The 26695-nt window shown below is 67.3% G+C and carries 30 protein-coding genes and 2 pseudogenes; 19 read left to right on the forward strand and 13 right to left on the reverse strand.

Annotated features, from left to right (window positions below):
* Positions 1–366: 366 nt before the first annotated feature.
* On the reverse strand, positions 367–852 hold the full coding sequence (locus OG407_RS47955; RefSeq protein WP_405867584.1) for a DUF805 domain-containing protein: 486 nt from the start codon (positions 850–852) through the stop codon (positions 367–369).
* 411 nt (positions 853–1263) lie between these two features.
* On the opposite strand from OG407_RS47955, the gene OG407_RS47960 reads away from it, so the two are divergent.
* The 6 genes from OG407_RS47960 (at position 1264) to OG407_RS47985 (ending at position 6124) form a co-directional block, all read left to right on the forward strand.
* Positions 1264–1866, forward strand: coding sequence for a YhgE/Pip domain-containing protein (locus OG407_RS47960; protein WP_405867586.1), 603 nt, complete (start codon positions 1264–1266; stop codon positions 1864–1866).
* A 17-nt stretch (positions 1867–1883) separates the two neighbouring features.
* Complete coding sequence (locus OG407_RS47965; protein WP_405867588.1) at positions 1884–2174, forward strand: transposase; 291 nt, start codon at positions 1884–1886, stop codon at positions 2172–2174.
* A 571-nt stretch (positions 2175–2745) separates the two neighbouring features.
* Positions 2746–3999: a group II intron reverse transcriptase/maturase gene (gene ltrA, locus OG407_RS47970; RefSeq protein WP_405853811.1), complete on the forward strand. Its 1254-nt coding sequence runs from the start codon at positions 2746–2748 to the stop codon at positions 3997–3999.
* A 66-nt stretch (positions 4000–4065) separates the two neighbouring features.
* A complete protein-coding gene (locus OG407_RS47975) occupies positions 4066–5034 on the forward strand; it encodes an IS3 family transposase (RefSeq protein ID WP_405868960.1) in 969 nt (322 codons plus the stop codon).
* Between the two features lie 80 nt (positions 5035–5114).
* Entirely contained in the window at positions 5115–5330 is a 216-nt protein-coding gene (locus tag OG407_RS47980; protein ID WP_405868962.1) for a helix-turn-helix domain-containing protein, read from the forward strand.
* Positions 5331–5383: 53 nt separating this feature from the next.
* On the forward strand, positions 5384–6124 hold the full coding sequence (locus OG407_RS47985; RefSeq protein WP_405868964.1) for a class I SAM-dependent DNA methyltransferase: 741 nt from the start codon (positions 5384–5386) through the stop codon (positions 6122–6124).
* Between the two features lie 374 nt (positions 6125–6498).
* Here OG407_RS47985 and OG407_RS47990 read toward each other — a convergent pair whose 3' ends face one another.
* Both OG407_RS47990 and OG407_RS47995 read right to left on the reverse strand, forming a co-directional pair.
* On the reverse strand, positions 6499–7155 hold the full coding sequence (locus tag OG407_RS47990; protein WP_405867590.1) for a response regulator: 657 nt from the start codon (positions 7153–7155) through the stop codon (positions 6499–6501).
* Positions 7152–8309, reverse strand: a complete 1158-nt coding sequence (locus OG407_RS47995; protein WP_405867592.1) for a sensor histidine kinase — start codon at positions 8307–8309, stop codon at positions 7152–7154. The genes OG407_RS47990 and OG407_RS47995 overlap by 4 nt, the downstream gene beginning before the upstream one ends.
* A 174-nt stretch (positions 8310–8483) precedes the next feature.
* Between OG407_RS47995 and OG407_RS48000 the strand changes: the two genes are divergently transcribed.
* The gene (locus OG407_RS48000) at positions 8484–9230 is read left to right on the forward strand and encodes an ABC transporter ATP-binding protein (RefSeq protein ID WP_405867594.1); all 747 of its coding nucleotides are present in this window, start codon (positions 8484–8486) and stop codon (positions 9228–9230) included.
* Between the two features lie 15 nt (positions 9231–9245).
* Positions 9246–11804, forward strand: a complete 2559-nt coding sequence (locus OG407_RS48005; protein WP_405867596.1) for an ABC transporter permease — start codon at positions 9246–9248, stop codon at positions 11802–11804.
* A gap of 182 nt (positions 11805–11986) precedes the next feature.
* Here the strand turns inward: OG407_RS48005 and OG407_RS48010 are convergent, their stop codons facing one another.
* Positions 11987–12223 (reverse strand): Tn3 family transposase, encoded by a 237-nt coding sequence (locus OG407_RS48010; RefSeq protein WP_405867598.1) that lies wholly within the window; start codon positions 12221–12223, stop codon positions 11987–11989.
* Positions 12224–12307: 84 nt separating this feature from the next.
* Between OG407_RS48010 and OG407_RS48015 the strand changes: the two genes are divergently transcribed.
* From OG407_RS48015 to OG407_RS48030, 4 genes are all read left to right on the forward strand, one after another.
* Positions 12308–12691, forward strand: coding sequence for a hypothetical protein (locus OG407_RS48015; RefSeq protein WP_405867600.1), 384 nt, complete (start codon positions 12308–12310; stop codon positions 12689–12691).
* A gap of 144 nt (positions 12692–12835) precedes the next feature.
* Entirely contained in the window at positions 12836–13225 is a 390-nt protein-coding gene (locus tag OG407_RS48020) for a transposase (RefSeq protein WP_405867602.1), read from the forward strand.
* A gap of 17 nt (positions 13226–13242) precedes the next feature.
* Positions 13243–13833: a DDE-type integrase/transposase/recombinase gene (locus tag OG407_RS48025; RefSeq protein WP_405867604.1), complete on the forward strand. Its 591-nt coding sequence runs from the start codon at positions 13243–13245 to the stop codon at positions 13831–13833.
* The gene (locus tag OG407_RS48030; RefSeq protein WP_405867606.1) at positions 13794–14246 is read left to right on the forward strand and encodes a transposase; all 453 of its coding nucleotides are present in this window, start codon (positions 13794–13796) and stop codon (positions 14244–14246) included. The genes OG407_RS48025 and OG407_RS48030 overlap by 40 nt, the downstream gene beginning before the upstream one ends.
* A 44-nt stretch (positions 14247–14290) precedes the next feature.
* Here OG407_RS48030 and OG407_RS48035 read toward each other — a convergent pair.
* Positions 14291–14554 (reverse strand): annotated as a pseudogene (locus OG407_RS48035) (transposase); the annotation flags it as partial.
* Positions 14555–14717: 163 nt separating this feature from the next.
* Here OG407_RS48035 and OG407_RS48040 point away from each other — a divergent pair.
* A complete protein-coding gene (locus OG407_RS48040; RefSeq protein WP_405867608.1) occupies positions 14718–15521 on the forward strand; it encodes a transposase in 804 nt (267 codons plus the stop codon).
* Positions 15522–15599: 78 nt separating this feature from the next.
* On the forward strand, positions 15600–15953 hold the full coding sequence (locus OG407_RS48045; protein WP_405868966.1) for a transposase: 354 nt from the start codon (positions 15600–15602) through the stop codon (positions 15951–15953).
* A gap of 200 nt (positions 15954–16153) precedes the next feature.
* Here OG407_RS48045 and OG407_RS48050 read toward each other — a convergent pair whose 3' ends face one another.
* The 4 genes from OG407_RS48050 to OG407_RS48065 form a co-directional block, all read right to left on the reverse strand.
* Positions 16154–17323: a phospholipase D-like domain-containing protein gene (locus OG407_RS48050; RefSeq protein WP_405867610.1), complete on the reverse strand. Its 1170-nt coding sequence runs from the start codon at positions 17321–17323 to the stop codon at positions 16154–16156.
* Between the two features lie 385 nt (positions 17324–17708).
* Positions 17709–18524, reverse strand: coding sequence for a S1 family peptidase (locus OG407_RS48055; RefSeq protein WP_405867612.1), 816 nt, complete (start codon positions 18522–18524; stop codon positions 17709–17711).
* Positions 18525–18583: 59 nt separating this feature from the next.
* Positions 18584–19399 (reverse strand): S1 family peptidase, encoded by an 816-nt coding sequence (locus OG407_RS48060; RefSeq protein ID WP_405867614.1) that lies wholly within the window; start codon positions 19397–19399, stop codon positions 18584–18586.
* Between the two features lie 324 nt (positions 19400–19723).
* A complete protein-coding gene (locus OG407_RS48065; protein ID WP_405867616.1) occupies positions 19724–20737 on the reverse strand; it encodes a helix-turn-helix domain-containing protein in 1014 nt (337 codons plus the stop codon).
* Positions 20738–21225: 488 nt separating this feature from the next.
* Between OG407_RS48065 and OG407_RS48070 the strand changes: the two genes are divergently transcribed.
* The gene (locus OG407_RS48070; RefSeq protein ID WP_405867618.1) at positions 21226–22194 is read left to right on the forward strand and encodes an aldehyde dehydrogenase family protein; all 969 of its coding nucleotides are present in this window, start codon (positions 21226–21228) and stop codon (positions 22192–22194) included.
* A gap of 207 nt (positions 22195–22401) precedes the next feature.
* Here the strand turns inward: OG407_RS48070 and OG407_RS48075 are convergent, their stop codons facing one another.
* From OG407_RS48075 to OG407_RS48085, 3 genes are all read right to left on the reverse strand, one after another.
* The gene (locus OG407_RS48075) at positions 22402–22575 is read right to left on the reverse strand and encodes a CsbD family protein (RefSeq protein WP_405867620.1); all 174 of its coding nucleotides are present in this window, start codon (positions 22573–22575) and stop codon (positions 22402–22404) included.
* Between the two features lie 92 nt (positions 22576–22667).
* Complete coding sequence (locus OG407_RS48080; protein ID WP_405867622.1) at positions 22668–22850, reverse strand: hydrophobic protein; 183 nt, start codon at positions 22848–22850, stop codon at positions 22668–22670.
* A gap of 116 nt (positions 22851–22966) precedes the next feature.
* Positions 22967–23173 carry a hypothetical protein gene (locus OG407_RS48085; RefSeq protein WP_400974923.1) on the reverse strand — a complete coding sequence of 69 codons (207 nt, stop codon included), beginning with the start codon at positions 23171–23173 and terminating at the stop codon, positions 22967–22969.
* 380 nt (positions 23174–23553) lie between these two features.
* On the opposite strand from OG407_RS48085, the gene OG407_RS48090 reads away from it, so the two are divergent.
* The 4 genes and pseudogenes from OG407_RS48090 to OG407_RS48105 all read left to right on the forward strand — a co-directional run bounded on the left by OG407_RS48090 (position 23554) and on the right by OG407_RS48105 (position 24980).
* The gene (locus tag OG407_RS48090; protein WP_405867624.1) at positions 23554–23829 is read left to right on the forward strand and encodes a hypothetical protein; all 276 of its coding nucleotides are present in this window, start codon (positions 23554–23556) and stop codon (positions 23827–23829) included.
* 82 nt (positions 23830–23911) lie between these two features.
* A complete protein-coding gene (locus OG407_RS48095; RefSeq protein WP_405867626.1) occupies positions 23912–24292 on the forward strand; it encodes an ANTAR domain-containing protein in 381 nt (126 codons plus the stop codon).
* A 21-nt stretch (positions 24293–24313) separates the two neighbouring features.
* Positions 24314–24566, forward strand: a pseudogene (locus OG407_RS48100) (PRC-barrel domain containing protein).
* A 54-nt stretch (positions 24567–24620) separates the two neighbouring features.
* The gene (locus OG407_RS48105) at positions 24621–24980 is read left to right on the forward strand and encodes an ANTAR domain-containing protein (protein WP_405867628.1); all 360 of its coding nucleotides are present in this window, start codon (positions 24621–24623) and stop codon (positions 24978–24980) included.
* A gap of 141 nt (positions 24981–25121) precedes the next feature.
* Here OG407_RS48105 and OG407_RS48110 read toward each other — a convergent pair whose 3' ends face one another.
* Positions 25122–26501 carry a diacylglycerol/lipid kinase family protein gene (locus OG407_RS48110; protein ID WP_405867630.1) on the reverse strand — a complete coding sequence of 460 codons (1380 nt, stop codon included), beginning with the start codon at positions 26499–26501 and terminating at the stop codon, positions 25122–25124.
* Positions 26502–26695 lie beyond the last annotated feature (194 nt).

Here is a 26695-nt window from a genome sequence, read left to right on the forward strand (position 1 = left end):
GGGTGCGCGGGCCTGGCACCGTCGCCTGGAGTGCCAGGCCCAGATCGAGACGGCTGTTCATGTCCGGCTCGAACCGGTCGTAGGGATTCCCGTGGGTCCAGAACAGTGGCAAAAGCGCCCTGCGGTCCGCGTCGGTGAGCTTGTCCGACCATTTCGCAGGTGCAGTGCGAGCATGCCGACCTCCTGGGACTCCCTGTCCGCAGCGGCCAGACCACCTCTTGCCGTAGCAGAGGTCCTTATCGGCGGAGTCCCAGTTCTCCACCACGTGCGGCCCCTCGTTCATCTCCCGGCGCAACTCGACGTCGGCCAGGTAGTCGCAGACGAAGCGCCTGGGCACCGTCGAGGCGGAGCAGGTCCTGCGCCGGTTCACCCGCGGTGCCCCGTACATCCGACGTGTCGATCGTCTTGGTGGAGAGCACCGTACCCGGGTTCGGCCAGTCGTTGTTCTCCCCGGCCGCCGGACGGTACAGCCTCGCCGAGCCGATGTGCTGATCCGAGGGGACGGCCGCTCTGCCGTCGCACCACGTGACCCGCTGAACCGGCGGGCTGGTCGGCGGCCTTGGGGGAGGGGCCGTACTGGTGGGTGCCCGGGGCGCTGTCCACAGTCATGCCCAGCCGGTAGAGGGTGGGGCCGACAGTCGGGGTCAGCGCGGTGAGCATTCTCCCTCCGGATTCACCGGCGTCGTGCAGCCGGCGAGCGGAGACGCTGAGCATCGGCACGATGAAGGGTACGAGCAAGACGTTGAGCAACGGGACCGCGATCGCGAAGCTGATCCCGACGATCAGGGCGGCGGCGCCCGTGTACAGCACCGAGAACCACTGGTTCCTGGCGAAGGCGGTGGTGTGCGGCATCGTTGCTGCTCCCGTCGGTGGGTGATGGCGACATCGTCCGGAAGGGCGTCACGGGAGCGCAATACCTCTTCCGCCTCTCGGAAGGAGATGGGGAAACTGCCAGCTCAGGGCAGGTGCTCGTCTGTGGGAGTGAAACCAGGAGTGCGCTGGGCCGGCGACTTCGCTGAGCGTTTCCGTCGGTGGGTTGCGTCAACCTCGGCGCTTCCGCTTTGCGTTATGTGGCAGCTTTGGGCATTTTCTATCGACTGTTGTGCCGCGAACTGGTGGTACACCGGCAGAAGTTGTATCGCCGCAGATCAATCTTGATCATTTCCGCGTTGGCAGGCTGTGGGGTCGAATCCGGGTCGAATGTGCCGTTCTTTCGCCTCTCCAGCGCGTAGTTGCAGGTCAGGGGCGGGGTGAGAGGGCGTGATGGCAGGCAGTGCAAGACCGATTGCTGAGGCTGTGGCCTTGAAGGGTGCAGCCGAGCAGATTCTTGGTCTGCTGGTGGTACAGCCGTTGCATGCGTCTGACTTGTATAAATGCGCCGTCGGTAGGGGAGTTGGCAGGCTCCGGTCCGCGTATGGTGCGGATCTTGGTGGGCGACGCGGCGGTAGTTGGGGCGGCGTCAACGCCGACAAGGGGGCCGGTGTCGGCGGCAAGCAGGTCAACCTCGGGGCTGGGATCACCGAGTCGATCAAGAAGTCCACCGGGGGCGGGGACAAGATCGACTGGAAGGTGATGGACGAGAAGGAGATGAACGAGGAACTCGGCAAGGGCAAGCTGTACGGCGCGCTCGTCGTCCCCGCCGACTTCACCTCCGCCACCACCGCATTCACCAGCGCCGCGACCACCGGGGCCCCGACCCGTCCGACACTGACGGTGCTGACCAACCAGTCCGCCGGCAGTGCGGGCTCCAGTCTGGCCCGGACTGCGACGACGCATGCGGCCGAAAGCGCCTCGCTGAGGCTCCCCCTGCCGGCCGGACGGCTTGATACTGGGACGGATGGTCCCGGAGGAAGCAGTTACAGGTAGTAAGTAGCGAGAGCAACATGAGTAAGCGGTACACGGCCGAGTTCAAGCGGGATGCGGTCGCTTTGGCGTTGTCCTCGGAGAAGACGGTCACCGAGGTAGCGCGGGATCTGGGCGTGAGTCCGGAAGGGCTGCGCGGGTGGGTGAAGCAGGCGAAGGTCGACCGCGGTGAGGGACCCGCCGGGGCTTTGACCACTGCGGAGCGTGAGGAGTTGGTCCGGCTGCGGCGGAAGGTCCGCGAGCAGGAGGCCACGATCGAGGTTCTGGGAAAAGGTGTGCCACGAACGCGGGAGGCTGCTTGCGGTAGTTGAGTAGCTGAACGCGGTGCTGCACGAGAGATGAAGGACTTTCGGCCCTTCGGAGTCGCCCTGCGGGGGGAGGCTTCAAACCGCCACATGCTGCGGAAGCGGTGACGCGACCGTGGTGAGCGACTGTGGAAAAGGCGTCCGTGAGGCGTCAGGTGGGGATCAGAGAGACGGAGCGCAGTCCCCTTACAGGGGATCGCTGTTGACGCGTCGTTATTGATGAAATGGCATCAGAACCGGGTGTTACTTTTTGGCCCGGGATGAGTCTGGCGGAAACCCGTTTACTGGCCAGGTGGTGCTCGGCGTGGAGGCGACGTGAATCTGGTCTGCTGCTTTCGTGCGGAACGTGGGAAGACACACTTCGATGCCTCAACTCTGCGTTTTCCCGCAGTGTTGTGAAAGGGAGCCTTCCAAGCGGACAACCCGCGAGGAACTGAGTACCGATGCGAGGTGTGTTGGCGGACCGGTTCGTAGTAGCGGTGAACCTCCTGCTGGGCGCGGTGGGAGCGGAGCGAAGGGGCCGGATTGTCCGTGGTTCGTTTGTTCGGTCAACCAGGAGTTCCCTGGGAGGAGCTGCGTGGGCGAGCTGAAGTCACAGATCAAGTCGTTCGAGATATCCAAGACGGAGGTCTGGGAGGCATACCTGAAGGTCAAGGCCAATCAGGGTGCTCCGGGGGTGGACGGCTGCACGATCGAGGAGTTCGAGAAGGATCTGAAGGGGAATCTCTACAAGATCTGGAATCGGATGTCCTCGGGAAGCTACTTTCCTCCTCCGGTGAAAGGTGTGGAAATCCCGAAGTCGCATGGCGACGGGGTTCGTTTGCTCGGTGTGCCCACGGTCGCTGACAGAATCGCCCAGACGGTGGTGGCCGCTCATCTGGAGAAGCAGGTGGAACCGGTGTTCCACCCGGACTCCTACGGCTACCGGCCGGGCAGGTCGGCTCTGAACGCGATTGAGGCATGCCGGCGGCGGTGCTGGAAGAAGAAGTGGGCCGTCGATCTCGATGTCTCCAAATTCTTCGACAGCGTCCGTTGGGACCTCGTCATCAAGGCAGTGGAAACCCATACCGATGCCGCGTGGGTCGTGTTGTATGTGAAGCGGTGGCTTGCCGCTCCACTGCAACTTCCCGACGGCACCTTGCGGCAGAGGGATCGCGGAACCCCACAAGGTTCAGCGGTTTCTCCCGTGCTGGCGAACCTGTTTCTGCACTATGCGTTCGACCTGTGGCTCTCCCGGAACTTTCCGGACGTTCAGTTCGAACGCTATGCGGATGACGCAGTCGTGCACTGCGATTCCGTGCGCCGGGCCCGTGCGGTCCTGAAGGCGATCGGGGACAGGATGGAAGAGGTTGGCCTGCAACTGCACCCGGCCAAGACCCGGATCGTGTACTGCGGAAGAGACGGGCGCCACGACGGAGTCGCGGCAACGTCGTTTACCTTCCTCGGTTTCACGTTCCAGCGTCGTCCAGCACGAGGCCGGAACGGAAAGATCTTCACTTCGTTCCTTCCGGCGCCCAGCAAGGATGCCCTCAAGAAGATGAGCATGGAAGTCCGCTCCTGGCGGCTCCACATGCACATCGGCTATACCCTCGGCGAGTTCGCGCGATGGCTCAACCCCATCATCCGCGGCTGGATGCAGTACTACGGTGCGTTCTATCGCACCGAGTTGTATCCCCTCCTCAAGCGCATCAACTACTACCTGATGCGCTGGGTCCGCAAGAAATATCGGCGGCTGAAGACCTTCAAGAATTTCCACCGGCGATGGAAGCAGGTCACCAGCGCGTACCCGCTTTTCTTCGCCCACTGGAAATGGGTCCACTCGATCTGGTGATCAGGGCAATAGGAGCCCGGTGACGGGAGACTGTCACGCCGGGATCTGTGGGAGCCCGGGGGTGAAATTCCCCCGGGCCACCCGACCGACCGCCTTCTTCGCTCAGGACAAGATGAGGTAGACACCGTGGCACGGTGTCGTTTCATCGATGCGGAGAAGGCGTCGGAGGGTAATCCTGCAGGTCACAGCGTTGCGTTTCTGTGTCGTGTGCTGGGAGTGCCCCGTTCCACCTACTACGCGCACAGGACGTCACGGCCGGCCCGGACGGTGCGGGAGCGGGCCGAGGAGGTGCTGGTGGGTGAGATCCGGGTGCTTCACGCCGGATCTCGCGGTGCCTATGGGGCCCCGCGGATCCACGCCGCCCTGCGGCGGGCCGGGCGGGTGGTGAACTCCAAGAAGATCGAGCGGCTGATGCGCAAGCACCGGATCGTCGGGATCACCCGCCGCCGGCGGCGGGGCCTGACCCGGCAGGCGAAGCGGGCGGTGTTCGCGCTCGACCTGATCGGCCGGGACTTCACCGCGCCCCGGCCCGGGATGCGGCTCGTCGGCGACATGACTGAACTCAGCACGCTGGAAGGGGAGTTGTATCTGGCGACCTGTATCGATCTCGCGACGCGGGAGGTGGTCGGCTGGGCGATGGCCGACCACCACCGCGCCGAGCTGCCGGTCGCCGCCCTGCGGATGGCGGCCGGGCGTGGCGGCCTGGAGCAGGGTTGTGTCATGCATACGGATCGCGGGAGCGAGTACACGAGTGACGAATTCCGCAGTGAAATACGCAAGTTGCGCATGAGGCAGTTGATGGGGCGTGTCGGCTCTTATTACGATAATGCCGCCGCGGAAAGCTGGTTCGCCATCCTGAAAGCGGAGATCGGGACGACCGTGTGGGAGACCCGCGAGGCCGCCCGGGCCGACGTTTTCCGCTACGTCGAGGTCGAGTACAACCGCAGCCGGCTCCGTCGGCACCCCGACTACGGGTACGTCACCCCGCTCGAAACGAGATCCTTGCTCAGGCAGAGCCTCGTCCCGGCAGCGTAAACACCCGCTGTCCAGTTCGCGGGGGGAACTTCATCGCCACCCTGCACCGCGAGTTCGTACTCGCCGCCACCAACGACGGCCTGGCCGCCGCTCGCGCCCGAGGCAACGTCGGCGGACGCAAGCCCAAACTCACACAAGACCAGGTCGACGAACTCCTTCAGCTCCACAGCACAGGCTCATCCGTCCAGCAGCTCGCCCGGACCTTTGAAGTCTCACGCGGCACGGTCAATCGCCACATCAGCCTCGCCAGCGAAGAAGCGAGCCCGCCACGACGAAATGAGACGGGACAGCTGTGATGGCTGGCGAAATTCACGCGCGCCGCGACGAACTGCCCCAGTACGGTCTGGCGATGGACGATCAAGACGGTTACTTCGGAGAGCGTGTTGCGGCGGCCTACGACGAGTCGTCAGGGGACATGTTCGAGCTCGGCGTCATCGACGAGACGGTCGGCTTTCTGGCGGGCCTGGCCGATGGTGGCCGTGCCCTCGAACTGGGCATCGGGACAGGGCGCATCGCGTTGCCGCTGGCACGACGCGGAGTCCAGGTCCACGGCATCGACTTGTCGCAAGCGATGGTTGCCCGACTGCGCGCCAAGCCAGGCGGTGACGCTATCGGCGTCACGATCGGCGACTTCGCGACGACGAGAGTGGACGGGACGTTCTCCGTCGCATATCTGCTCTACAACACGATCATGAATCTGACGACACAGGCGGAGCAGGTGGCCTGTTTCCGCAACGCTGCCGCTCACCTGGAACCCGGAGGCTGTTTCGTCATCGAGGTCCTGATCCCCGAACTGCGAAGGCTCCCCGCCGGGCAGAACGTCGTGCCTTACCACGTGAGCCCGACGCGATGGGCCTTCGACATCTACGACGTCGCTACCCAGGCGACGAGTTCGAACTACATCGAGGTCGTCGACGGCCGGGGCGAGTACAGGTCTATTCCCTTCCGGTATGTGTGGCCGGCGGAACTCGACCTGATGGCCCAGCTCGCCGGGCTGCGACTGCGCGAGCGGTGGGACGGATGGACACAGGAAGCCTTCACAAGCGAGAGCCGTCAACATGTCTCGGTCTGGGAGAAACTCGCCGACTGACCGCCAATCGGGCGCGTTCTTGTGGGCTGAGAAGAACAGGGGGAGCCGTCGGCGCCGACGGCTCCCCCTCCGCCAGCCAGTGATGGGGACGCAGACTCACGGACACGATGAACTGAGGCGCCGCCCTCTATTTGCGCCCGGCAGACACGACAATCCGAGACACCGACCTCGGCACGTCTCGCCACACAACGCATCATGACTGGTCAGCGCGATGTCTCAGAGCTAGATCCAATGAGACGGGACAGTCATCAGTGCGTCGGCTGAGGTCCCCGGTGGCCGGGGCGATCGAGAACAGCCAGGCCCGCAGGCGTCCTCGTTGTCGTAAGCGGCGGTGGGCCAGATCGCAGACCTAGGGTGACCTGCTTGCTGCCGGGTCATGGTGAGGACGACACCAGGCCCGCTCTGTAAGCGATGATCACGAGCTGGACACGGTCGCGGGCGTCGAGTTTGGTCAGCAGCCGCGCCACATGGGTCTTGGCGGTGGCGTGACCGATGAACAGCTCGGCCGCGACCTCGCTGTTGGACAGGCCGCGCCCGACGAGTGTCAGCACCTCGCGTTCCCGCTCGGTGATGGCATCGAGTCGCTGCGGAGGGGCAGCGGCCGCGGGACGGTTCGCGAACTCCTCGATCAGGCGGCGGGTGACGCTCGGCGCGATGAGGGCGTCGCCGGCGGCCACGACGCGGGTCGCGGCGAGGATGTCGTCCAGCGCCATGTCCTTGACCAGGAATCCGCTGGCCCCCGCCCGGAGCGCGGCGTAGACGTTGTTGTCGTCGTCGAAGGTGGTGAGTATGAGCACGCGCGGCGCTGAGGCGTTGGAGGTGATCATCCGGGTGGCCTCGATGCCGTCCATGCCGGGCATCCGGATGTCCATCACGACGACGTCGGGCCGGAGTTCCCTGACTATCCGGACTGCCTCCGTGCCGGTTCCGGCCTCGCCCACGATCTCCAGATCGGGGGTGGCGGCGATGACCATGCGAAGGCCGGCTCGTATGAGGGGCTGGTCGTCGGCGAGGACGATGCGTACGGTCATCCCGGCAGCCTGGCTGTCACCCGGAAGCCGCCCTCGGGGCGCGGCCCGGCGCTGAACTCGCCGCCCAGCAGGTCTGCTCGGTCGCGCATTCCAGTGATTCCGTAGCCGGTGCCGTCGGTCGCGGCATCGGGAGGCGCGCCGGTGCCGTCGTCGACGACCTCGATGGCCAGCTCAGCGGTGCGGTAGTCGACGTTCACCTGGCAGTGGCGGGCGTTCGCGTGGCGGACCACGTTGGTCAATGACTCCTGGATGATGCGGAATGCCGATTGGTCCGTGTCGGGTGGCAGCGGACGTCTCGTGCCCTGCCAGCGCACCTTTACGTGGAGTCCGGCCGTGGTGGTGCCCTGCGTCAGCCGGTCCACGCCTGCCATGCCCGTCACCGGTTCGGGTTCGGTCCGGTGCAGCGTGCCGAGCATTTGGCGGAGCCCCACGAGGGTCTCCCGGCTGGTCAGCTCGATCGCGTCGAGAGCTCTGCGGGCTCCCTCGGGCTGGGTCTCGATGACCCGCTTGGCCGCGCCGGCCTGGATCGCGACCACTCCGACGCTGTGGGCGACCGTGTCGTGCAGCTCCCGGGCGATCCGCAGGCGCTCCGCCTGCACCGCCTGGGCGGCGGCCTGTTCACGCAGCCGCTCGGCGTACTCGCGCCGCTGGCGGATCGAGCTGCCCAGCGTCCAGGAGACCAGGGCGACCGAGGCGATCGGCACCGCAGCCTCGGTCGCACCGTGCGCCCAGCCTCCGTTCGTGATCCCCCAGCCGCTGATCTGCGCCGTGAGGACCGCGACGCCCGCCATGGCAGTGGTGCGACGGCTGCGGTCGGCGGTGGCGGCGATGTAGAGCAGCAGCACGTCAGCCGTCGGGAGCAGCAGGGCCCACGCCCAGGGAGCGAGCGCCGCAGCCGCCAGGGATTCGGTGAGGACCAGGCTCAGGACCGGCAGTGGTCGGCCCCTGGCCAACACGAGCGGCAGAGCCAGGCCGACGGCCAGCGCCAGGCCGGCCCAGGGGCCCCGCAGGAAGGGGGCGGCCTCGGGCCCGCCGTGTTGCGCGAGCAGCCACAGCGCCAGTGCGAACAGCAGGGCCGCGCACCAGGTGAGGACCGGCCAGGCGCCTGGCGGGATGCGGCCGAGCAGGGGCGGCCGGGGCTTGATCTCTTCCACAGGCCGAGCGTAGGCGGACACCCGGCTCTCTGCGTCGCCCTACGGGCGTACGCCTGCGGCATTACGGACCACCCAACGGGTCCGCTGAGGGCCAGACGCCCCCAGGACCCGGCTTGGGCGAGCGTGGACGGCGTTCCGAGCTCCACCGAGAGGACTCCCATGGTGATGGACACGATGACGACGACCACGTACGCGGCGGCTGCCCGAGCCCGTGGGCTGCACAAGGTCTACGGGGAGGGGGACACCCGGGTCCTGGCGCTGGACGACGTCAGCGTGGAGTTTCCGCGTGGCGAGTTCGCCGCGATCATGGGTCCCTCGGGATCCGGCAAGTCCACGCTGATGCACTGCATGGCCGGGCTCGACAGCGTGACCTCCGGCTCCGCGACGATCGGCGATGTGGAGCTGGTCGGCCTGAAGGACAAACAGCTGACCCGGCTGCGCCGGGACAGGATCGGGTTCATCTTCCAGGCCTTCAATCTGATGCCCACGCTCACCGTCATGGAGAACATCACGCTGCCCGGGGACATCGCCGGGCGCAGGCCCGACAGGGACTGGCTGGCACGGGTCGTCGACGCGGTGGGCCTGGCCGACCGGCTGAAGCACTGCCCCGGCCAACTGTCCGGCGGACAGCAGCAACGCGTGGCCTGCGCCCGCGCCCTGGCAGGAAAGCCCGAGATCATCTTCGCCGACGAGCCCACCGGGAACCTCGACTCGCACGCCGGCGCGGAGGTCCTGGCGCTCCTCGGATCCTGCGTGCGCGACTTCGGCCGGAGCGTCGTCATGGTCACCCACGACCCGGTGGCCGCCGCCCACGCGGACCGGGTGGTCTTCCTCGCCGACGGCCGCATCGTCGGCGAACTGCGGGCGCCCACCGCCGACAGTGTGCTGGACCGCATGCGCCGGCTCGACCGCGTCGGCTGACGGGGGCTGTCACCCATGTTTCGTACCGCACTGCGCAATGTCCTGGCCCACCGCGGCCGGCTCCTGATGACCACCCTGGCCGTGCTGCTCGGCACCGGCTTCATGACCGGCACCATGATCTTCTCCGACAGTATCCACCAAGCCGCGAACAACAGCCGGAGCAAGGACTTCACCGGCATCTCGGTCCAGGTTGCCGACGACACCGCCGGAATCCCCTCCAGCGCCAGGCAGAACAGCACCAAGAGCTCCGCCCGGCTCACAGAGGCGGCCGTCCGTCGGATTGCCGCGCTGCCTGGAGTCGCCGGGACCCGCGCGGTGGCGAGCGGCACCGCTGCCATCGCGGACAAGAACGGCAACACGATCGGCGACATCATGAGAAGCACGGGCGCCAACTTCGTGCCGGATGCCGCCGGGAACGATGCGCGCTACCCGATGGTCCAGGGCCGAGGACCGCACACCGAGACCGAGGTCGCCTTGGACCGGGGCACCGTCGAGAAGGCGGGCTACCGGCTCGGTGACACCGTCCGCATCGCCGCCAACGGCCCTGCCATCAGCGTCACCCTGACCGGCGTCTTCTCCTCCGACGCGCCTGTGGTCCGGTCCGGCAACCCGCTGGCCCTGCTGGACACCCGGGGCGCCCGGCGGGTGCTGTCGCTGGCGCCGGACCAGTACAGCAGCATCGACGTCACCGCCGCCCCCGGCACCTCCGAGACCGCACTGCTGCACGCCGTCACCCCGCTGGTCCCGGGCGGCAACCAATTCCGAGCCGAGACCGGGGCGCAGCTGGCCGCGCAGCAGGCCGAGAGGCTGGCCCAGAGCGGCAGGAGCCTGGCCGCCATGCTGACCACCGCTGCCGGGATCTCGCTGTTCATCGGCATCTTCCTCATCGCCAATACCTTCACCATGCTGGTGGCCCAGCGCACCCGGCAGCTGGCGCTGCTTCGCGCCATCGGCGCCGGGCGCAGCCAGGTCACCCGCTCCGTGCTGATCGAGGCGCTCCTTGTCGGTCTCACCGGCTCCGCCGCTGGACTGCTCCTCGGCATCGGCATCGGCGCCGGTCTCGCAGCGGGGGTGAAGTCCCTGGACGCGGACCTCCCCAGAGCCGCCGTGGTCATCACCCCGACAACCGTGCTGATCACCCTGCTCGTCGGCACCCTGGTCACCGTCCTGTCCGCCGTCCTGCCGGCCCTGCGCGCCTGCCGGATCCCCCCGGTCGCCGCGCTGAGCAGCGGCGAGCAACCCGCCACCCAGCGAAGCCTGCTTCTGCGCAACCTCCTCGGCTCCCTGGCCGGCGCCGGCGGCCTCGGCCTGGTCCTGCTGGGCAGCACCGAGAGGGGCGCCGCGGCGCGCTTGCCGCTCATGGCGGGGGCGCTCCTCGCGGTCCTCGGCATCGTGCAACTGCTGCCGCTGCTGTCCCGCCCGGTGATCGCTCTGGCCCGCCCGCCGCTCGCCCGCCTTTTCGGTACTCCCGGCTCACTCGCCGCGCTCAACGCGATCCGCAACCCGCGCCGCACCGCGAGTACGGCCGCCGCGGTGACCATCGGACTCACCCTGGTCACCGCAATGACCGTGATCGGCGCCTCGGTCTCGGATGCGATCGACCGTGCCGTGACCCATGAGATGGCGGCGGACTACGCCGTCACCCCGCTCACCGGCACTCTGGACCCGAGCATCGTGACGTCGGTCTCCAAGGCCCCGGGGGTGGTCGCCTCCAGCCCGGTCACCGATGTGGAGTGGCGGATAGGCGGCGTGCGGACCGAGGCGAAGGGCCTGGACGCCGACAGCGCCGATCAGCTGATCCGGCCGAGCATGAGTCAAGGGGCGGCCACGGCACTGAAACGGGGGCAGATCCTGGTGGACTCCGACTTCGCGGTCCGGCACGGACTGGCCGTCGGCTCCACCGTGGCCGTGGCCGCCCCGCACGGGACCGGCGCCCGACTCACCGTCGGCGGGGTGTTCGCGCCCAGCCGGATGCTCGCCCCCGTGCTCCTGCCGGGTGGCGTGGTCACCGCCCACCAGCCGCACGCTCCGGCCCAGCAGATCCTGGTCAAGGGCGCGAACGGGGCAACCCCCGCGTTCAAACAGGCCCTCAAGGACGCCACCGGCAAAAGCCCGGTGATCGAGGTCGAGAACAAGCAGGATCTGAGGGACGGGTTCGACCGCACCATCACCTTCGCCCTCAACCTGCTCTACGCGCTGCTCGGGATCTCGCTGCTGGTCGCGGCCCTGGGAGTGGTCAACACACTGGCAATGGCCGTGTTCGAGCGCAGGCGCGAGCTCGGACTGCTCCGGGCGATCGGTCTGGACCGCGGCGGCGTCGAGCGGATGGTACGGCTGGAATCGGTGCTGATCTCCGTCTTCGGCGCGGCGATCGGCATGGCCTTCGGCGTCTTCCTGGCCTGGGCGGCCGGCACCACCATGACCGTGACCCTGCCAGAGCTCCGCACTGTCCTGCCCTACCCCAAGCTGTTGCTGATGCTGCTGGCCGCCGTTCTGGTCGGCCTGGCCGCCGCCCAATGGCCGGCTCGCCGGGCCGCCCGTCTTGACGTGCTGGACAGCATCACCGCGGACTGACGGCCCGGCCTGCTCCGCAGGTCACACCGGATCGCCCGGCGCCCGCCGCGTGCCGCCATAAGCAGCGGAGCGCCCTCGTACTGGATGTACTTGACGTTTCGCCAATGCAGCGAGCGCGCAGGCGTCGCGGGCCCGGGACGATCTGCTGGCCCGGCCGCAGCAGTGGCCTCTGTGCTGCTGCGTCAAGCCCCGGCCATGCCGTCTGGTGGGTAGCCCGCGGGCCGGCGCCTTCCGCAATACGGGGGCCCGGCACGGAGGCCGAGGCGGGCGGCCATGTTCAGGTTGACCTCGCCGTACGGGCGCACATGGGACCAGAACAGCGGGGTCAGTCCACGCCGGTCGGCGGGGGTGAGCAGGTCGGCCCACTCCGGCTCGTCCATGACGTCCTGGAGCATGAGGGTGTTCACGTAGACCAACACGGATTGGAGGATCCGCAGGCACAGGACGAACATCTCCTGTCCGTCGCGTCGGTTTCACGCAACCTAAAGGGAGTGACCCGCAGAATGAGCTATGCCCTTCGCAGGGGCGGGGAATGGCACAAGCCTCTCCCGTGGCTACTGCTGTCGCTAGTACCGTGCTGCGGGCTCCAGGCCACCTGGTTCCTGGGAGCCTTCTCCGGTGGCATGGATGTGAAAGAAACCTGTGAGCTAATGGAAGGGCAGACCTACGATCCTGCTTACAGGGACGAGAACCGCCAGGAGTCATCCCAACTGTTCCCGCTGCACGACAAGTGCAACGCCTCATACGACCTCGTTCCCGCGTGGATCAATCCCACAATCGTCTTCCTTGCTGTCGCCATGGCGGGCTGCCTGATCACGGCCGTGGTGATGACCGCGACGTACTCCAAAATGACGCAGCGTCTGCAACATTTGCCCGAACACCTCTGAGGCGGCTCACGGCACGAGCATTGCTTCGCGCGTACGGAACGGAGCCGACCAGCCCGGCAGACGTCAGCCCTCTCTGACAGCCTCGGCTGAGGCGCCCGTTTTGTCGGGTTAGCCTGGATGGGCGAGACAGGAGTACACCCCGGCATGGCCAGCACCACCCCTACCAGCTCCGGATCGGATCCGGCGCCGCGTCCGAAGCGACGCACGTTCACCGCCGAGTACAAGCTGCGCATGGTCGCCGAGTACGACGCCGCCCCGCCCGGCGAGAAGGGCGCGGTCCTGCGCCGTGAGCGGCTGTATCACTCGCACATCATCAAGTGGCGTCAGGCCCGCGAGGCCGGTGCGCTTGGTGCGCTGGCCGACCGGCGGACCTCGGCGGAGCGGCCGAAGAAGGCGGCCGAACAGGCCGAGCTGGAGCGGCTGCGCGCGAAGGTGGCACGGCTGGAGAGGGACCTGGCCCGCCGCGATGCCGCGCTGGAGGTCACGGGAAAAGCCAACGCGCTCTTGGAACTGCTCTCCGAGAGCGCGGACTGAAGCACGCCGCCGACCCGGTGGTCGACGACGCGTTCACCGGCGTGCAGGGGCAGTTGGGCATCGCCGCGGCCTGCCGGCTGACGGGACGCTCGCGCGCCACCCACTACCGTCATCGCCATCCGGTGCCGCGGGTACGCAAGCCCAGACCGTCGCCGCCCTCGGCCCTGTCCGGCGTCGAGCGGGCGGAGATTCTGGCGGTGCTGAACAAGGCGGAGTACGCGGACCTGCCGCCGGCCCAGGTCTGGGCGCGCGAGCTGGACGCGGGGCGTTACTGGTGCTCGGAGCGGACGATGTACCGCATCCTTGCAGCGTCCGGGCAGAACGGCGAGCGCCGACGCCAGGCCACTCACCCGGCCAAGACCGTTCCGCAGCTGCAGGCTGATGCCCCCTGCCAGGTCCTGACCTGGGACATCACCAAACTCCGCGGGCCGGACAAAGGTGAGTGGTACCACCTCTACGTGATCATCGACATCTTCAGCCGCTACATCTGCGGCTTCACCGTCGAGCGGGCCGAATCGGCCGAGCGCGCCGAGGAGTTGATCCGCGAGACCATCGAACGCAACGGATCGTGCCCGAGACGGTGCACGCCGACCGGGGCACCGCGATGACCTCCAAGAAGGTTTCCCAGTTGCTGATCGACCTCGGCGTGACCCGCTCCCACTCACGTCCGAAGGTCAGCAACGACAACCCCTTCAGCGAGGCGAATTTCAAAACGATCAAGTATTGCGGCGAGTACCCGGATTCCTTCAACTCCCTTGCCCACGCACGGGACTGGTGCGAAAGCTTCGTCGCGTACTGCAATCACGAGCACCGGCATTCCGGCATCGGACTGCACACTCCGGCTTCCGTCCATTTCGCCACCGCCGACATGGTCCGCGAACAACGAGCCGTGACACTCGCCGAGGCATACGCCCGCCATCCCGAACGCTTCGCGCGCAGACCCGAACCGCCCTTGATACCCAAGCAGGTCTGGATCAACGAACGGAAGCAGGAGACAGAACCCGCACAACAGAATGCATGACCGCAAACCGTCTCATTTGACTTGACAGCTTCCGCCAGCCGCTTCAGCATCACCCGCAACAGCCGGTCGGCGGCATCTCCTTCAGCCAGCCGGGCCCGGAACTCGCTGAGCACCGAATAGTCGAATCCCGGATCCTCCAGCTCCAGGCCCAGCGCGTACTTGAAGTCGATCCTCGTACGCGCCGCGTCCGCCGCGGCGCGATCCGACAGCTTCTCCGCGAACTGCAGCACCGACACCAGCGCCAACTGCCCCGGCGAGAACCCGGGACGGCCGTCGGACGGATACAAGCCTGCGAACTCCTCCTTCCGGCGTCGAAGCGTACAGAGTGGGCCGATGATCTGTCGCTGTCCGCGAGTGGGAAGAAGCTGGTGGGCAAGGCGGGCATCGTGCCGGTGCGGCGTCTGGCGGACAAGGTCGGGTTGACCGACGCGCTCGGGGCTGCCCTGGTGCGGCGGGGCTTCCGTCCCGTCCATGACCGGGGAACGGTCCTGGTCTCGGCGGCCTGCCCGGTCCTTGCTGGGCGCGCGGTCGATGGCCGGGATCGATGTGATGCGCCAGACCTCGCTGGTCCTGGGCCGCCCGGCCTCGGCGTCCACGCTGTGGCGGACCCTGGAGGCGATCGGACCGGTCCAGCTGACGAAGATCGCCTCCGCGCGGGCCCGGACCCGTATCCACGTCCACCAGCAGCTCGACCTGCGCCCGGGCGGCTTTCCCTGGATCAAGGTCAACGGGCGGGAGGTGACCCGTGTCACGGTGCTGGACCTGGACGCCCCGGTCATCCCGGCGCACTCCGACAAGGAGGGCGCCGAGCCCAACTTCAAGGGCTACGGCCACCACCCACTGTTGATGTTCTGCGACAACACCGAAGAACTCCTGGTCAACCGGCTGCGGCCGGGTTCGGCGGGATCCAACACCGCCGATGACCACATCTCGGTGAGTATCGAGGGCCTGCGTCAGCTGCCCACCCGCCGACGGCACCGGGTCCTGTTCCGCACCGACGGCGCCGGGGCGACACGAGAGTTCCTCGCCTGGATCACCTCCGGCGGCGACAACGCGGCCAACCGTTGGGAGTACTCCGCCGGGCACACCCGCGACGACGACTTCTGGAAGGCCCTGGCCAAGGTCCCGGCCACCGCGTGGACCCCGGCCCTGGACCACAAGGGCAAGCCGCGCAAGGACGCCGACCTCGTCGAGATCACAGACATGCTCGACCTGACCGGCCGGCCGGCCGGGATGCGTGCCATCGTGCGCCGCGAACCCATCCACCCCAAGTAGGAGCGCGAGCTCAAGCCGTACGAGAAGAAGACCGACTACCGCTACCAGGCCATCGCCACCAACACCACCGGCGGGCAACTGCAGTTCCTCGACGCCCGAGCCCGCTCCCACACTCACGTCGAGGCCGGCATCCGACGCGGCAAGCCTCTCTCCCTCAACCTGATGCCCTCCCGATACTTCAAGGTCAACCAAGCCTGGTGCACCCTCCTCGCCCTGGCCACCGAGCTCGCCCGCTGGTTCCAACTCCTGGCCACCGAAGGCAAACTCGCCCGGGCCGAGCCTGCCGCCCTGCGCACCCGACTCCTGGACGTCCCCGCGAAACTCGCCGGCCACGCCCGAAGACGCGAGCTGAAACACGACCCCGCCTGGCCGGCATCCACTGACATCGTCGACACCAGGGACGCCGTCCAGGCCCTGCGTGGCCCCGGCTGACCGCCACCCCACCGACCCCGATTCCCGGAAGGAGGAGACCCGCCCCATCCTCGGCCCGTGGAAACACGACACACAGGCCGGAACATCACCACCATCCGAAGGGCGAACCAGGACGAACCATCAACCTCGACCGATCACCTCAGGCCGGCACGCGTACGTGAATGATCGAGGCAGGGGGACTCCGCCGCTCCCGGCGTTTCTCAGGTGCCCTGGTCGCAAGCGTGCGGGTTCGTCCACAGCGTCTGGAACTGATCGATATAGCGGTTGGTGACCCATCCGTCGATGACACGCAGCATCACGTCGTTGGCCCGATGCGACGAGTTCTCGGTGAGGTTGTAGGAGCCGGTGAACACGGCCTTGCGCCACTCGCCGGCGTATTTCGCGTCGATCAGGAGCAGCTTGTTGTGGCTCCAGCCGTCGCAGCTGATCTGGATGTCGTCGACACCGTATTTCTGGATGATGTCCTTGCCGGACTGTTCCTGGACGATGATCTTGACATCACAGCCGAGGTTCTGGAGTCGATTCAGCTGGGTGATGATGTCCTGCGCGTAAGTCTCGTCCTCGACCAGGCTCGCCTCCATCCAGATCCGGTCATTGCCGTCCACGCACTCGCTGACGTTGCCCAGAACATCGGCTACCCGGTTGCTGTTGGGCTGTGGGAAGAAGTAGGCCTTCGACAGGTCGTTACTGCCGTCGACAGTCCTGTCGGCGTCGGTGCTCCAGGTGACACTGTCGTACGTCCAGTTTTTCGCGTACAGACGGCGCCAGTAGTTCACATAGGCGGAGAACAGCAGGGCATCGTCGCGGCTTATCAGCAGGTTCTGCGCGTGCTGGGCCTGCCACGCGCCCAGGTTGCTGGAACTCTGAAGCACCAGCTTTGTGTCACCCTTTTTGATCACGAAGAACTTGTTGTGCATGGCGCCGCTATCGGTTTCCACGCAGGATTTGTCGCAGAGCTTCCAGTCGATACCGGCAGCAGTGAAGATGTCCTTGATGTCCTGACTCGACGGACCGATCACGACACGCACACTCACGCCGGCCCCGGCAGCCGCCGCCAGCGAGTTCGCTATTGCGGTGCCACCGCCGTCGACATCCCAGTTGTAGAGCGCGACGCGAATATAGTCACCGGTCTCACCAGCGGCCGCGGCAGCCGTCGTCGCGTCGATCTTGGACTTTATCTTGGCCGCGATCAGACGGTCCTCGACACCGGCCCCATAGGTGAAACAGGCCTCATAGTTCCCGGATTCCGAGCAGGTCCCGTCCAGGGCCGAAGCGGGAGGCGCCGAAATCACCGCCGCCATCAACGACATGATGAGCAGCAAAGCCAATCGGAAGGAACGCCCCAGAGGGGCGATTTTCTTTTTTATCACTGACCCATAATATGACACGCAAAGGCAACGTCAAGCCGTCAAGCCACTTCCCGCAACATCCAACGCACGATAAAACGGGAATCCAGGGTCACCGGCGCGCAAACCATACGCAAATCGCAGGTCAAGAACTTCTGCCCGCCAGGTCTATAACAATCCATCCCCGAGTCGGGTCGAAATCGCGAACAGTGGAGGTACGGTGCCGAATTCGACATCACCGGAGCGAAGCGGACCCAGAAGAGGATCAGCCCCCTGACTGTCGCGGGTGGGTCCAGTAAGCAGACGCCTCAGTAGCCCCGGACAACCGTTCGCCGGGAGGGCGATATGCCGCGGTGCGGCGCCCGGGGCCAGGAACACCTCGGGCGCCGCATCGGCTCAGTCGGACGTACTAGAGACCCGCGACGCTGTTGATCCAGTCGAGGCTGGTGGGAACGGTCGCGGCCGTCATGGGGCCGACGCAGATGTTGTTCACGACCCCGGTCTGAGAGGTCACACCGACCTGGTAGCGCAGGCCGTCGACGAGCTTGAACTGCGGACCGCCCGAGTCGCCGGAACAGACTATGCCGTTGCCTTTCGAGCTCAAGATGGCCCGGCCGCCGACCGAGTCCACGTAGTCGATGTCGGTGACCTTGATCGTCGCCCGCTTGAGGTTCACGGACGGAGCACCATAGCGATTGCTCTGCGAACCCCAGCCGAAGACGTAGTTGGTGGAACCCACCACCGGGCTGGCACTCGCCAGTCGGACGTGCTCGGAGTTCGCGTCACGTGTGAGGTGGAGCAGGGCGATGTCGTGACTGGCGCGCAACTTGATGTCGTCCACCTCGATCACACCCCCGCCGTCGTTGTACTTCGTGCTCTTGACCCGAACCTGGATCTTCGAGGCGTCCTGGCCGATCCCCGTCGTCGAGAAGCAGTGCTTCGCGGTGAGAATCCACCGTTCGGCGATGATGGAGCCGCTGCAGAGCAGATTGCCGCGCCCCGTGCCCGCATCGGAGTTGTCCCACAGGATCGCGGCGATGCCGTCGGCCGAGTCCGCTGCTTCGCCGTTCACGATCGCGGGGTCCTCGGTCACCCCGTCGCCACTCGCGCCGATCGGCAGAATCGTGGTGAGGTCGGTGTCGGCCGCCGTCGCGGAGGGCGCACCCGCTCCGAAAAGGCTCGCCCCGATGATCGCGGCCGCGGTGAGGAAAGTACGAATTCTCAAAGCTCATCCTTCTGTTGGTGAAGAAAGGGGAAGACCACGAGAGGCTGTGAGCGCGCCTCTCAGAGACCGGCCACCTCGTTGATCCAGTCGAGGCTGGCCGGCACACTCGCGTAGGTCTGGTAGCCCTGGCAGACCCCGCCACTGCTGGTGACCGTGGACAGCACGCCGACCTGGTAGCGCAGGCCGTCGACGAGCTTGAACTGCGGACCGCCCGAGTCGCCGTAGCAGGCGTAGCCGTTGATCTTGTAGCTGCGGATGGCCGGACCGCCGTAGTTGTCCGCGGCGTTGACATCGGTGACCTCGACCGTCGCGCGCTTGAGGTACGTGGACGCACCGCTGTAGCCGTTGGTCGAGCCCCAGCCGAAGATGTAGTTGGTGGTGCCCACGGCCGGGTTCACCGTCGGCAGACGCACGTACTCGGCGTTGGCCGAGCGGGTGAGATGCAGGAGCGCGATGTCATGGCTGGTGCGCACCTTGGTGTATTCGACGTTCACCACACCGCCGCCGCTCGTGCGGTCGAGGCTCTTGACCCGGACCGACAGCCGGTCCGCCGCCAGTTTCGCTCCGTCGCCCGTGCTGTCGACGACGCAGTGCTTCGCGGTCAGCACCCACTCGGCGGCGACGATGGAGGCGGAGCAGCGGAAGTCGCCGTCGAGGAGCAGCGCGCCCATGCCGTCGGCTGACGCGGCGGCTTCACCGTTGACGACGGCGGGCGACTCGACGGTATCGTCGTCCGCGAGGGTCCGGGGGAGCGCGAGGACCTCTCCGTCGTCCGCCAGGACAGCAGCAACAGCCGTTGATACGGAAGCTGTTGAGGACGTGGCTACCAGGGACGCGGCCACCCCCACAGCCGTCAGAAAGACGCGGAATCTCATAGTGGTTGCGCTCCGTTCGTCCAGTCGAGCCACCGGGCTGCGGCTGTTCCCGTGGTCCCACTCACCGGGTCCCGCAGCGTCTGCTGAGGTTGAACCCGTAGGGGTGGGTGCTGACGTTCCGTGATCCCTGCGGTATGCCGGGGTCATGAGGTATGCGCGGGGAGGCGGGCTGACGCCGAAGCAGCAGGCGGCCAGTGAACGGGTGAGGCTGGGTAGTGGAGCGAAGTATTGGTTGGATCACGATGCACCGCCGCCTCGCCCGCGACTGTGTGCTGATCGAGGTCCTTGCACTACTGAGTGCATCACCGTTGGATCGGAGAATCGTTAACGGTCAGCGCACGGCTCTTGACGGTCGGCGCACTGACGTGACCTGCTGGCTCGTTTCCGGTAGTCGCCGGGCGGGATGCCGTAGGCGGCCCGGAAGGCCCGGCTGAAGTCGGCGGCGTGTGAGAAGCCCCATCGGGTGCCTATGGCGTGGACGGGCCGCGTCGACAACTGGGGCTCGGCCAGGTCCCGGCGGCATCGTTCCAGCCTGCGCCGGCGGATCCAGGAGGAGACGGATGTGTCCTGCTGCTGGAACAGCCGGTGCAGGTAGCGCACCGAGATGTGGTGAGCGGCGGCGACCGTGGCGGGCGAGAGGTGCGGGTCGGCCAGGTTGGTCTCTATGAAGGAGTGGATGCCGGTCATCAGCGCCTGCTGGCGGCTCTCGGGGGGAACGGCGCCGTCGATGTCCGCGTGGTGGGCGAGGAATGCGGTGATCAGTTCCAGGGTGATCGAGCCCAGGCGTACGGCGTCCTGTGGTCGGCAGGAGGCGGACTCGGCGGCCATGCGGGTCACGAAGTGCGACAGGAGTGCTCCCATGCCGGTGGTTCCCGGCAGCGGGACCGCGAGGAGGCGGTCGACCTTCGCCGCCGGGAGGGGAATCTCCTCGCGGGGGACGCTCAGCAGGATGATTCCTACCCCATGCTCCTCGGGGAGGACCCAGGCGTCGAAGGGGTGGGAGGTGTCGGACAGCACCACGTCACCGACCTGCATCAACACGTCGCGTCTGCAGTGGGAGAAGCCCTGGCTGCCGCCCCGCAGCATCAGCGTCATCTGGTAGTGGTCCGGATCCGAGCGGCGTATCAGCGCCGGTGTCCGACGGCAGTGAAGCGTTGGCTGGGACAGCACCGACACTCCCAGTGTCCCGAATTCCAGCAGCCTGGCGGTGGCCCGGAAATCATCGGCCTGATCGCTGGTGAACGTCGTCGGCATGAGGGTGCGCGAGATGAGGTCGCACCACCAGCCGAACCGGTCGGCGACCGGTAACTCATCACTCCGCAACACGGTTTCGAGCACCGCACACCCCGTTTCGTCGGGTCATGACCTCGTCGACCGCTCACGGGGGTGCGTTCGACGGACCTGATGTGCCCCTGCATCCCCGTGCATTGGCCCTGGTGGGTCGCAATGGCTGACAAACCGAGCCGCGAACTCACCGGGGAACCAACACCAACCTGGTGATCGGAAGCAGACGGTACACCCACGGAATCCCGAACACTGATCAAATGCCCTCTGAGAACGCCGAACACATTGCTGTGAGACGTCGCACAGACATGGGCTCCTTGACGAGCTAGTTGCAATGCCGGGACTCTGTTGGTGATCTTCCCCGGGTGCTGACGGCGGGTCTGGTTGGAGCTTGGGGCCTCACGCTTTCAACTCCTCGATGGCCCCGATGAAGTGCTCGTTCATCCAGAGGTACAGCCTGACGTCGACCAGTCATCCCGACGTGTCGAGGAGCTGAACCGCCTCCTCGGGCCGGACGGCTGGACCTTCCGCGCTTCGAGTTCGTGTCGAGTCGGCCGATTTACAAGGCGGTTCCCACGCAGGCCACTGGCCCCATGGTCTCGCTCCCCCTTGCCGACGACGACACCGGCAAACTCGACCTCGTTCTCGGACAGCCCGACAGCTTCCTCGACCGCGACGGCGAGGAAGTGCCTCGCGACCTCCTCCGGGCGACAGTCCTGACGCAGCGCCGTGACGGTGGCCTCTACCAGCCCATGCCCGGAGACGGTTGGACGGACGACACGTACGAGGCTGTCCTCACCGCGGATCGCGTATTGCTGCCCGCGTGCACGAAAGCGGTCACCGACGCGATCTGGCAGCGGCTGGAACCCGTGCTCACCAGGCTCCAGCGCCAAGACGTTCAGTCCCTCGTGGTCGAAGGCGACATAGGGCACCTGCCGGCCGTCCCATCGGACTGGAGGAACCAGACGGCCGAGGCCGATCCGCCTATCGTGCGGCGTCTCCGCATCGGTCCGCCGACCACGGAGTTCGACGTCACGCGGCAGGACTTCTCGGACCTTGAGATCCGCGGCACCGGACTTCGCTACTTCTACGACACCCGCGGAGGTCGCCTGATCACCGAGTTCCTCCTCGACGATCGGCCGCAGGTGGCCACGCTGTGCCACGTCACCCTCATCAACAAGGACGGCGTCCTTTCGCCCAGGATCAAACTGTGGAAGAGGGATGTCGACCTGGAGGTTTTCCGCTATCCGGGTGTCAGCCGCTTCTGCATCGACCGTGGCCCTCCCCGGATCCACGCCGGCATGGTGAACCTGAACAACGGCATCACCGTAGACATCAGCGTGCCGTTCGGCGGCGTCAAGCAGTCCGGCTACGGCCGCGAACCCGGCCCCGAGGGCCTGGACGCCTTCTTCCACACACGTCATCTTCGTCGACGGCGAACCCCTGCGCGTGATCAACGGCAAGCAGGCGGGCTTCGAGGCGCGTCGAGAGTGTCGCGCCGGTGTCGGTGACGGCCTGTGGGCAGAACAGGCGGGCGGGGAGTTGCGTGCGCGGTGAGGCCGACGGTCTGGAGGGCTTCGTCGACGAGGAGGGAGCCAAAGACCCAGTCGCCTCACAACGGGGCAAACCTCGCAGTGCTGGATCAAGCGGCCATCGATTCCGTGTTGGCCTGCCGGGTGGCGTCCACGCGATCCGGCTGCCACCCGGGGCGGTGCTGGTCAGCGCTTGAAGGCGTCTTTGGCCTTGTCGCCGAACTGCTTCAGGTTTCCGGAGATCTGGTCGGTCCTGCCGTGCCGCTGCAGTCGCCTGTTGCGGGTGGTGCGGCCGATGCGTTCGGTGATCCTTCCCTTGAACGCCTGGGTCTTGTGCTTGATCGTCTGTTTGACGCTCATGGCTGTCCTCTGCCTATTTGCTTGATGGGCTCCCGCGCGTGATCGCCATAGGGGCCGCTCGTCCGGCGGGCGGGGGAACGACCCGGTGTGGACTACCCGCGGCTGCGGCCGTACCGGCGGCCCCGGCTTCGTCTGCCACCGCCGCGCCCGCGCCTCGCGAAGCCGAAGATCCAGACGACCAGGAGTACGGCGGCGGCCCACCAGAGGGCCTGCATGGTGAAGCCGAACCCGAACACCACCAGGATCAGCAGAAAGAGAAGGATCCACAGGATCATTGCCGGGCCTCCGGATCGCGGGAAGTGCCTGAGTTCCGCGGGGGCCGGGCGAAGCGGGGGAGCGGGAATGCCGCCCGAACGATCCGGAGAGGCACAGCCCTACACCGTGCTGTCAGTCAACGCCCGGCGACTTCCCGTGTCAACGCGGTGTCGATACGGGGGAGTTCAGAGAGCTGGGCAGGGGCCGCTGGGGCCAACAGATCCTCGATGAGGGCTTCGACCGGCTCTGGTGTCGGCAGGATGCGGTCCTCCCACCAGGACAGGCCCAGCACAGTGGCGAGGAGGACGAAGGGGGTCGAGGCCGGAAGGATGAGGGCGTACATGTGTGCCGCCTGCGGTGGTATGCGTGCGAGGCGGCGGACAGTAGAAGGGTGCCCGCCCCGGGGCGCATCGACGCCGCGCCGGATCTGGTGGCGACGGCGGGTGCGGGACCGGCCCGTGGGGGCGGGACGGGTTCCGGCACTGATGCGCGAGATGCGCCCCCGAAGGGGCGCGAGAGGTGATCGACGCTGCCGGGGGCTCGGGCCGTACCACGCACGTTGGCCCCTCGCCGCACTCCCGCGACAGGCGTCAAGTGGCCATTCGTGCCAGGTGGCAGACCGTTACATGGGTCGCTGTCCGCAACCTCTGGGCAGAGCTACGCTGTTGGAACAGGCCCCGGCCCCCGGCAGTGACGCATTGTTCCGCCCCGGGGAGGCCCGCCGTGTTCGTTCTGCTTCTCATCCTCATCGTGGTCCTGTTCGGCCTCGGCTTCCTCAATCCCCTTTGGTGGGTCGCCGCGGCCGTGCTGGTCTTTGCCGCCACCCGGCACGGCCGCGGTGGTGGCGGCTGGATCCGTCGTGACGGTTCCGATCTCGGGGAGTACCGGGACTACGAGAACCGCCGGGATCGGCAGGACCGCTGGGACCGCCGCTACAGCCGTCGGCACCGGGCGCGCTGGAGGCGCGAGGACCGCAGGGACCGTGAACGCCGTGGGTGAGCGATGAACGGCCCGACATCCAGAGGTTCCGGGACGGCTTTCGCCACACCGGACGCGCGGAAACCGTGGAGAGGCAGATGCCATGCGCCGCACAGCCTTCCTTCCGAAGGACTGGTGGAATCCGGGGGCCGAAGCCTCAGCGGAGGAGGGCCCGGCGGGCCAGGATGTCGTGGCGCTGCGCGCCGAGAACGATCAGCTCCGTCGCGTGCTGGCCGGTCGGACGATCGTCGACCAGGCGTGCGGCATGGTGATGGTCCTGGCCCCCTGTCGCCGCGGGCCGGCCAGGAGCCTGCTGGTGGACGTCGCGCGGCAGTGCAACGTCCAACTTCCGGACGTGGCAGCCGCCGTGGTCGCTGCCTGGGAGGGTGAGCCGCTCTCGCGGCTGATGCGGCGCGCGCTGCGGCATGCGCTGCGGCGGCTCTACGCGGAAGACCGAGGGTGCGACGCACCAACCGTCGGCTGAGCCGTCCGGAAGGGGAAGGCCATGATTCACACAGCGGATGTGCGCGAGTGGCGCGACCGCGATGTCGTCGATACCGAGGCCACACGATCGGCGTGCTCGAAGCGGTCTACTTGGACACCGCCACCACCGACGAGCTGGCCGTGGCGGCGGTACGGACCGGGCTGCCCACGCGGTACCGCCTGTTCTTCGCCCCATCCAGGACGCGATCTTCAAGCACTACGGCCTGCTCTGCCAGCCCGGTGGGGCCGGTGAACGGCAACTGGCCCGCCGCTGACGGCTCATGGGCACGACGACTGCGTTGTGAGGACTGGGCTGTGAGGTACGCACCATGCACCAACTGACCACGTCCCGCGAAGAACAGCCTCTGCCGACGGCTGTGACGTCGACGGAGGACACGGCGTTGGCCATCGAGATCCTCGAACTGCGAGCCAGGAATGAGCAGTTGGAGCGGGCGCTGGTAAGTCGTGCGGTGATCGACCAGGCGCGCGGCATGGTGATGGCCCTGGCGCCGTGCTCCAGTCACAGGGCCTGGGGCCTGCTGGTGGACGTGTCGCAGCACTGCAACGTCAAACTCCGGGACGTGGCCGCGGCGCTGGTCGCCACGACGAACGACGTGACGCTCCCTGCGCCCATACAACAGGAACTTCGCCGGGCGCTGCGGCGCCTTCATACGGAAGACCGGCAGTGAAGGGTCTGTATCCCCGCAGGCGGGCGGCACCGGGAGCTGTGAGCTCAACTCTCCGGTGCCTTCGTCCGGCACGGCCGTTGGACGCTTCTGTTGGGTAGCCCGCCTCGTGGACCTCAAACACCGACCTGGTCCCTTCCCGAATCACCGCGGTGGTGGCAGGTAGACCGTGAGTGCGTGGGTCGCTTTGGAGAGGTGGAGTGTGTCGGAGGCCGGGCTCACCTCGCCGTCACGGGTGTAGTCCTCCTCCTCGCCCATTCCGTCGATCCGCAGCCGGGTGACCATGGTCGCCTGGTAGACGCGGGAGCGGGCGAGGGTGCCGGTGAGGAAGGCGGCGACGAGACGGGTGCGGGCGAAGGGGTGGCTGCCGTCCACGGTGCGGATGTCGAGGAGGCCGTCGTTGAGACTGCGGCGGTAGGAGGGTGCGAAGCCGGGCGGGTCGTAACGGCTGTTGCCGGCGAAGAGCAGCCAGAGCTGCCGTCGCCGCCCGTCGATGACGACCTTGCGGGGCGTGCCGTCCGCCAGAACCCGGAGCAGGCCGACGCACAGGGCGGGCCACTTGCCCAGGCGCCTCTCGCGGGTTTCCCGGGCCCGGACGAGTTCGGGGTAGACGCCGATGCTGAAGGTGTTGAGGAAGTACGTGCCGGTCCCGTCCGAGGAGGTGACCCGGCCGAGGTCGACGGCTCCGCCGCGACCCGCCTCCACGGCGTCGGCGGTGGACTGCAGGGTCGTCAGCCCGAGGTCGGCGGCGAAGTGGTTGAGGGTGCCGGCGGGGAACACGGCCAGGGGCAGTCCGCTCTCGGTGGCCCGGACGGCTGCCGCGTTGACCGTCCCGTCGCCGCCGGCGACGCCGAGTGCGCCACCGTGGGCGAGCACGTCCTTGGCGGCCTGGTCGAGCACCAGGTGCAGGTCGACGCCACTGCCACAGAGCCGTAGGTCCGCCATCGGCAGGAGAATCCGTAGCTCGGCCTCGGCCGGGGTGTCACCACCGGCATCGCCGTTGACGACAGCGATCAGCCCCAGTCCCGCGGGAAGCGCGGGGACGGAGACGTTCGGTCGGGCGGCGTCCGCGGGCTCGTCCACATGCACCGGCCACCAACGGCAGGTCGCCGCCGCGACACCGACCCCGAGCGCGGCACCGGCGAGCACGTCACCGGGCGCGCGTGTGCCGTGCCGGGCGCGAAGGACGGCGGCCGTTGTGGCGAGGGGGATGAGAGACATCCCCAGCCAGGGTGATTCCAGTGTGACGGCAGCTGCGAACGCGGCGACGGCTGCTGTATGCCCGGACGCCGACGTCGGAGTGGCGGGCCGAGGGAGAAACCGGTGACTGGAGGCCGACTTGGTGGCGATGCCGACGGCGGCGGAGGCCAGGGCCAGGGAGCCGGTGCCGCGCAGGGCGGCACGGCGCGCGCCACGGTTGCCGGACAGGCCCATGACGGCCGCGCCGGCCAGCCAGGGCAGCAGGGGGTGGGCCGAGGCGACGCGCGCGAAGAGCCGTGCGTCGATACCGCGGAGGTGTCTCATGCCGACTGCGTACCCGTAGAGGTACCGACCACGCGACTGCCCGCCCGCAGGAATCGCCCAACGCCCCATTCCGCATTGCCCGTTGACGATCGGGATCCCTGCAGTACCGACAGAGCGGGGCTTTCAGCAGAAGCCACGCGGGCTCCCCCGGGAGTCCGCTGCCCTCTGTTTGAGAGCGGGCTGCACGGGAAGCC

The sequence above is a fragment of the Streptomyces sp. NBC_01515 genome, assembly GCF_045040345.1.
Classification (GTDB): domain Bacteria; phylum Actinomycetota; class Actinomycetes; order Streptomycetales; family Streptomycetaceae; genus Streptomyces.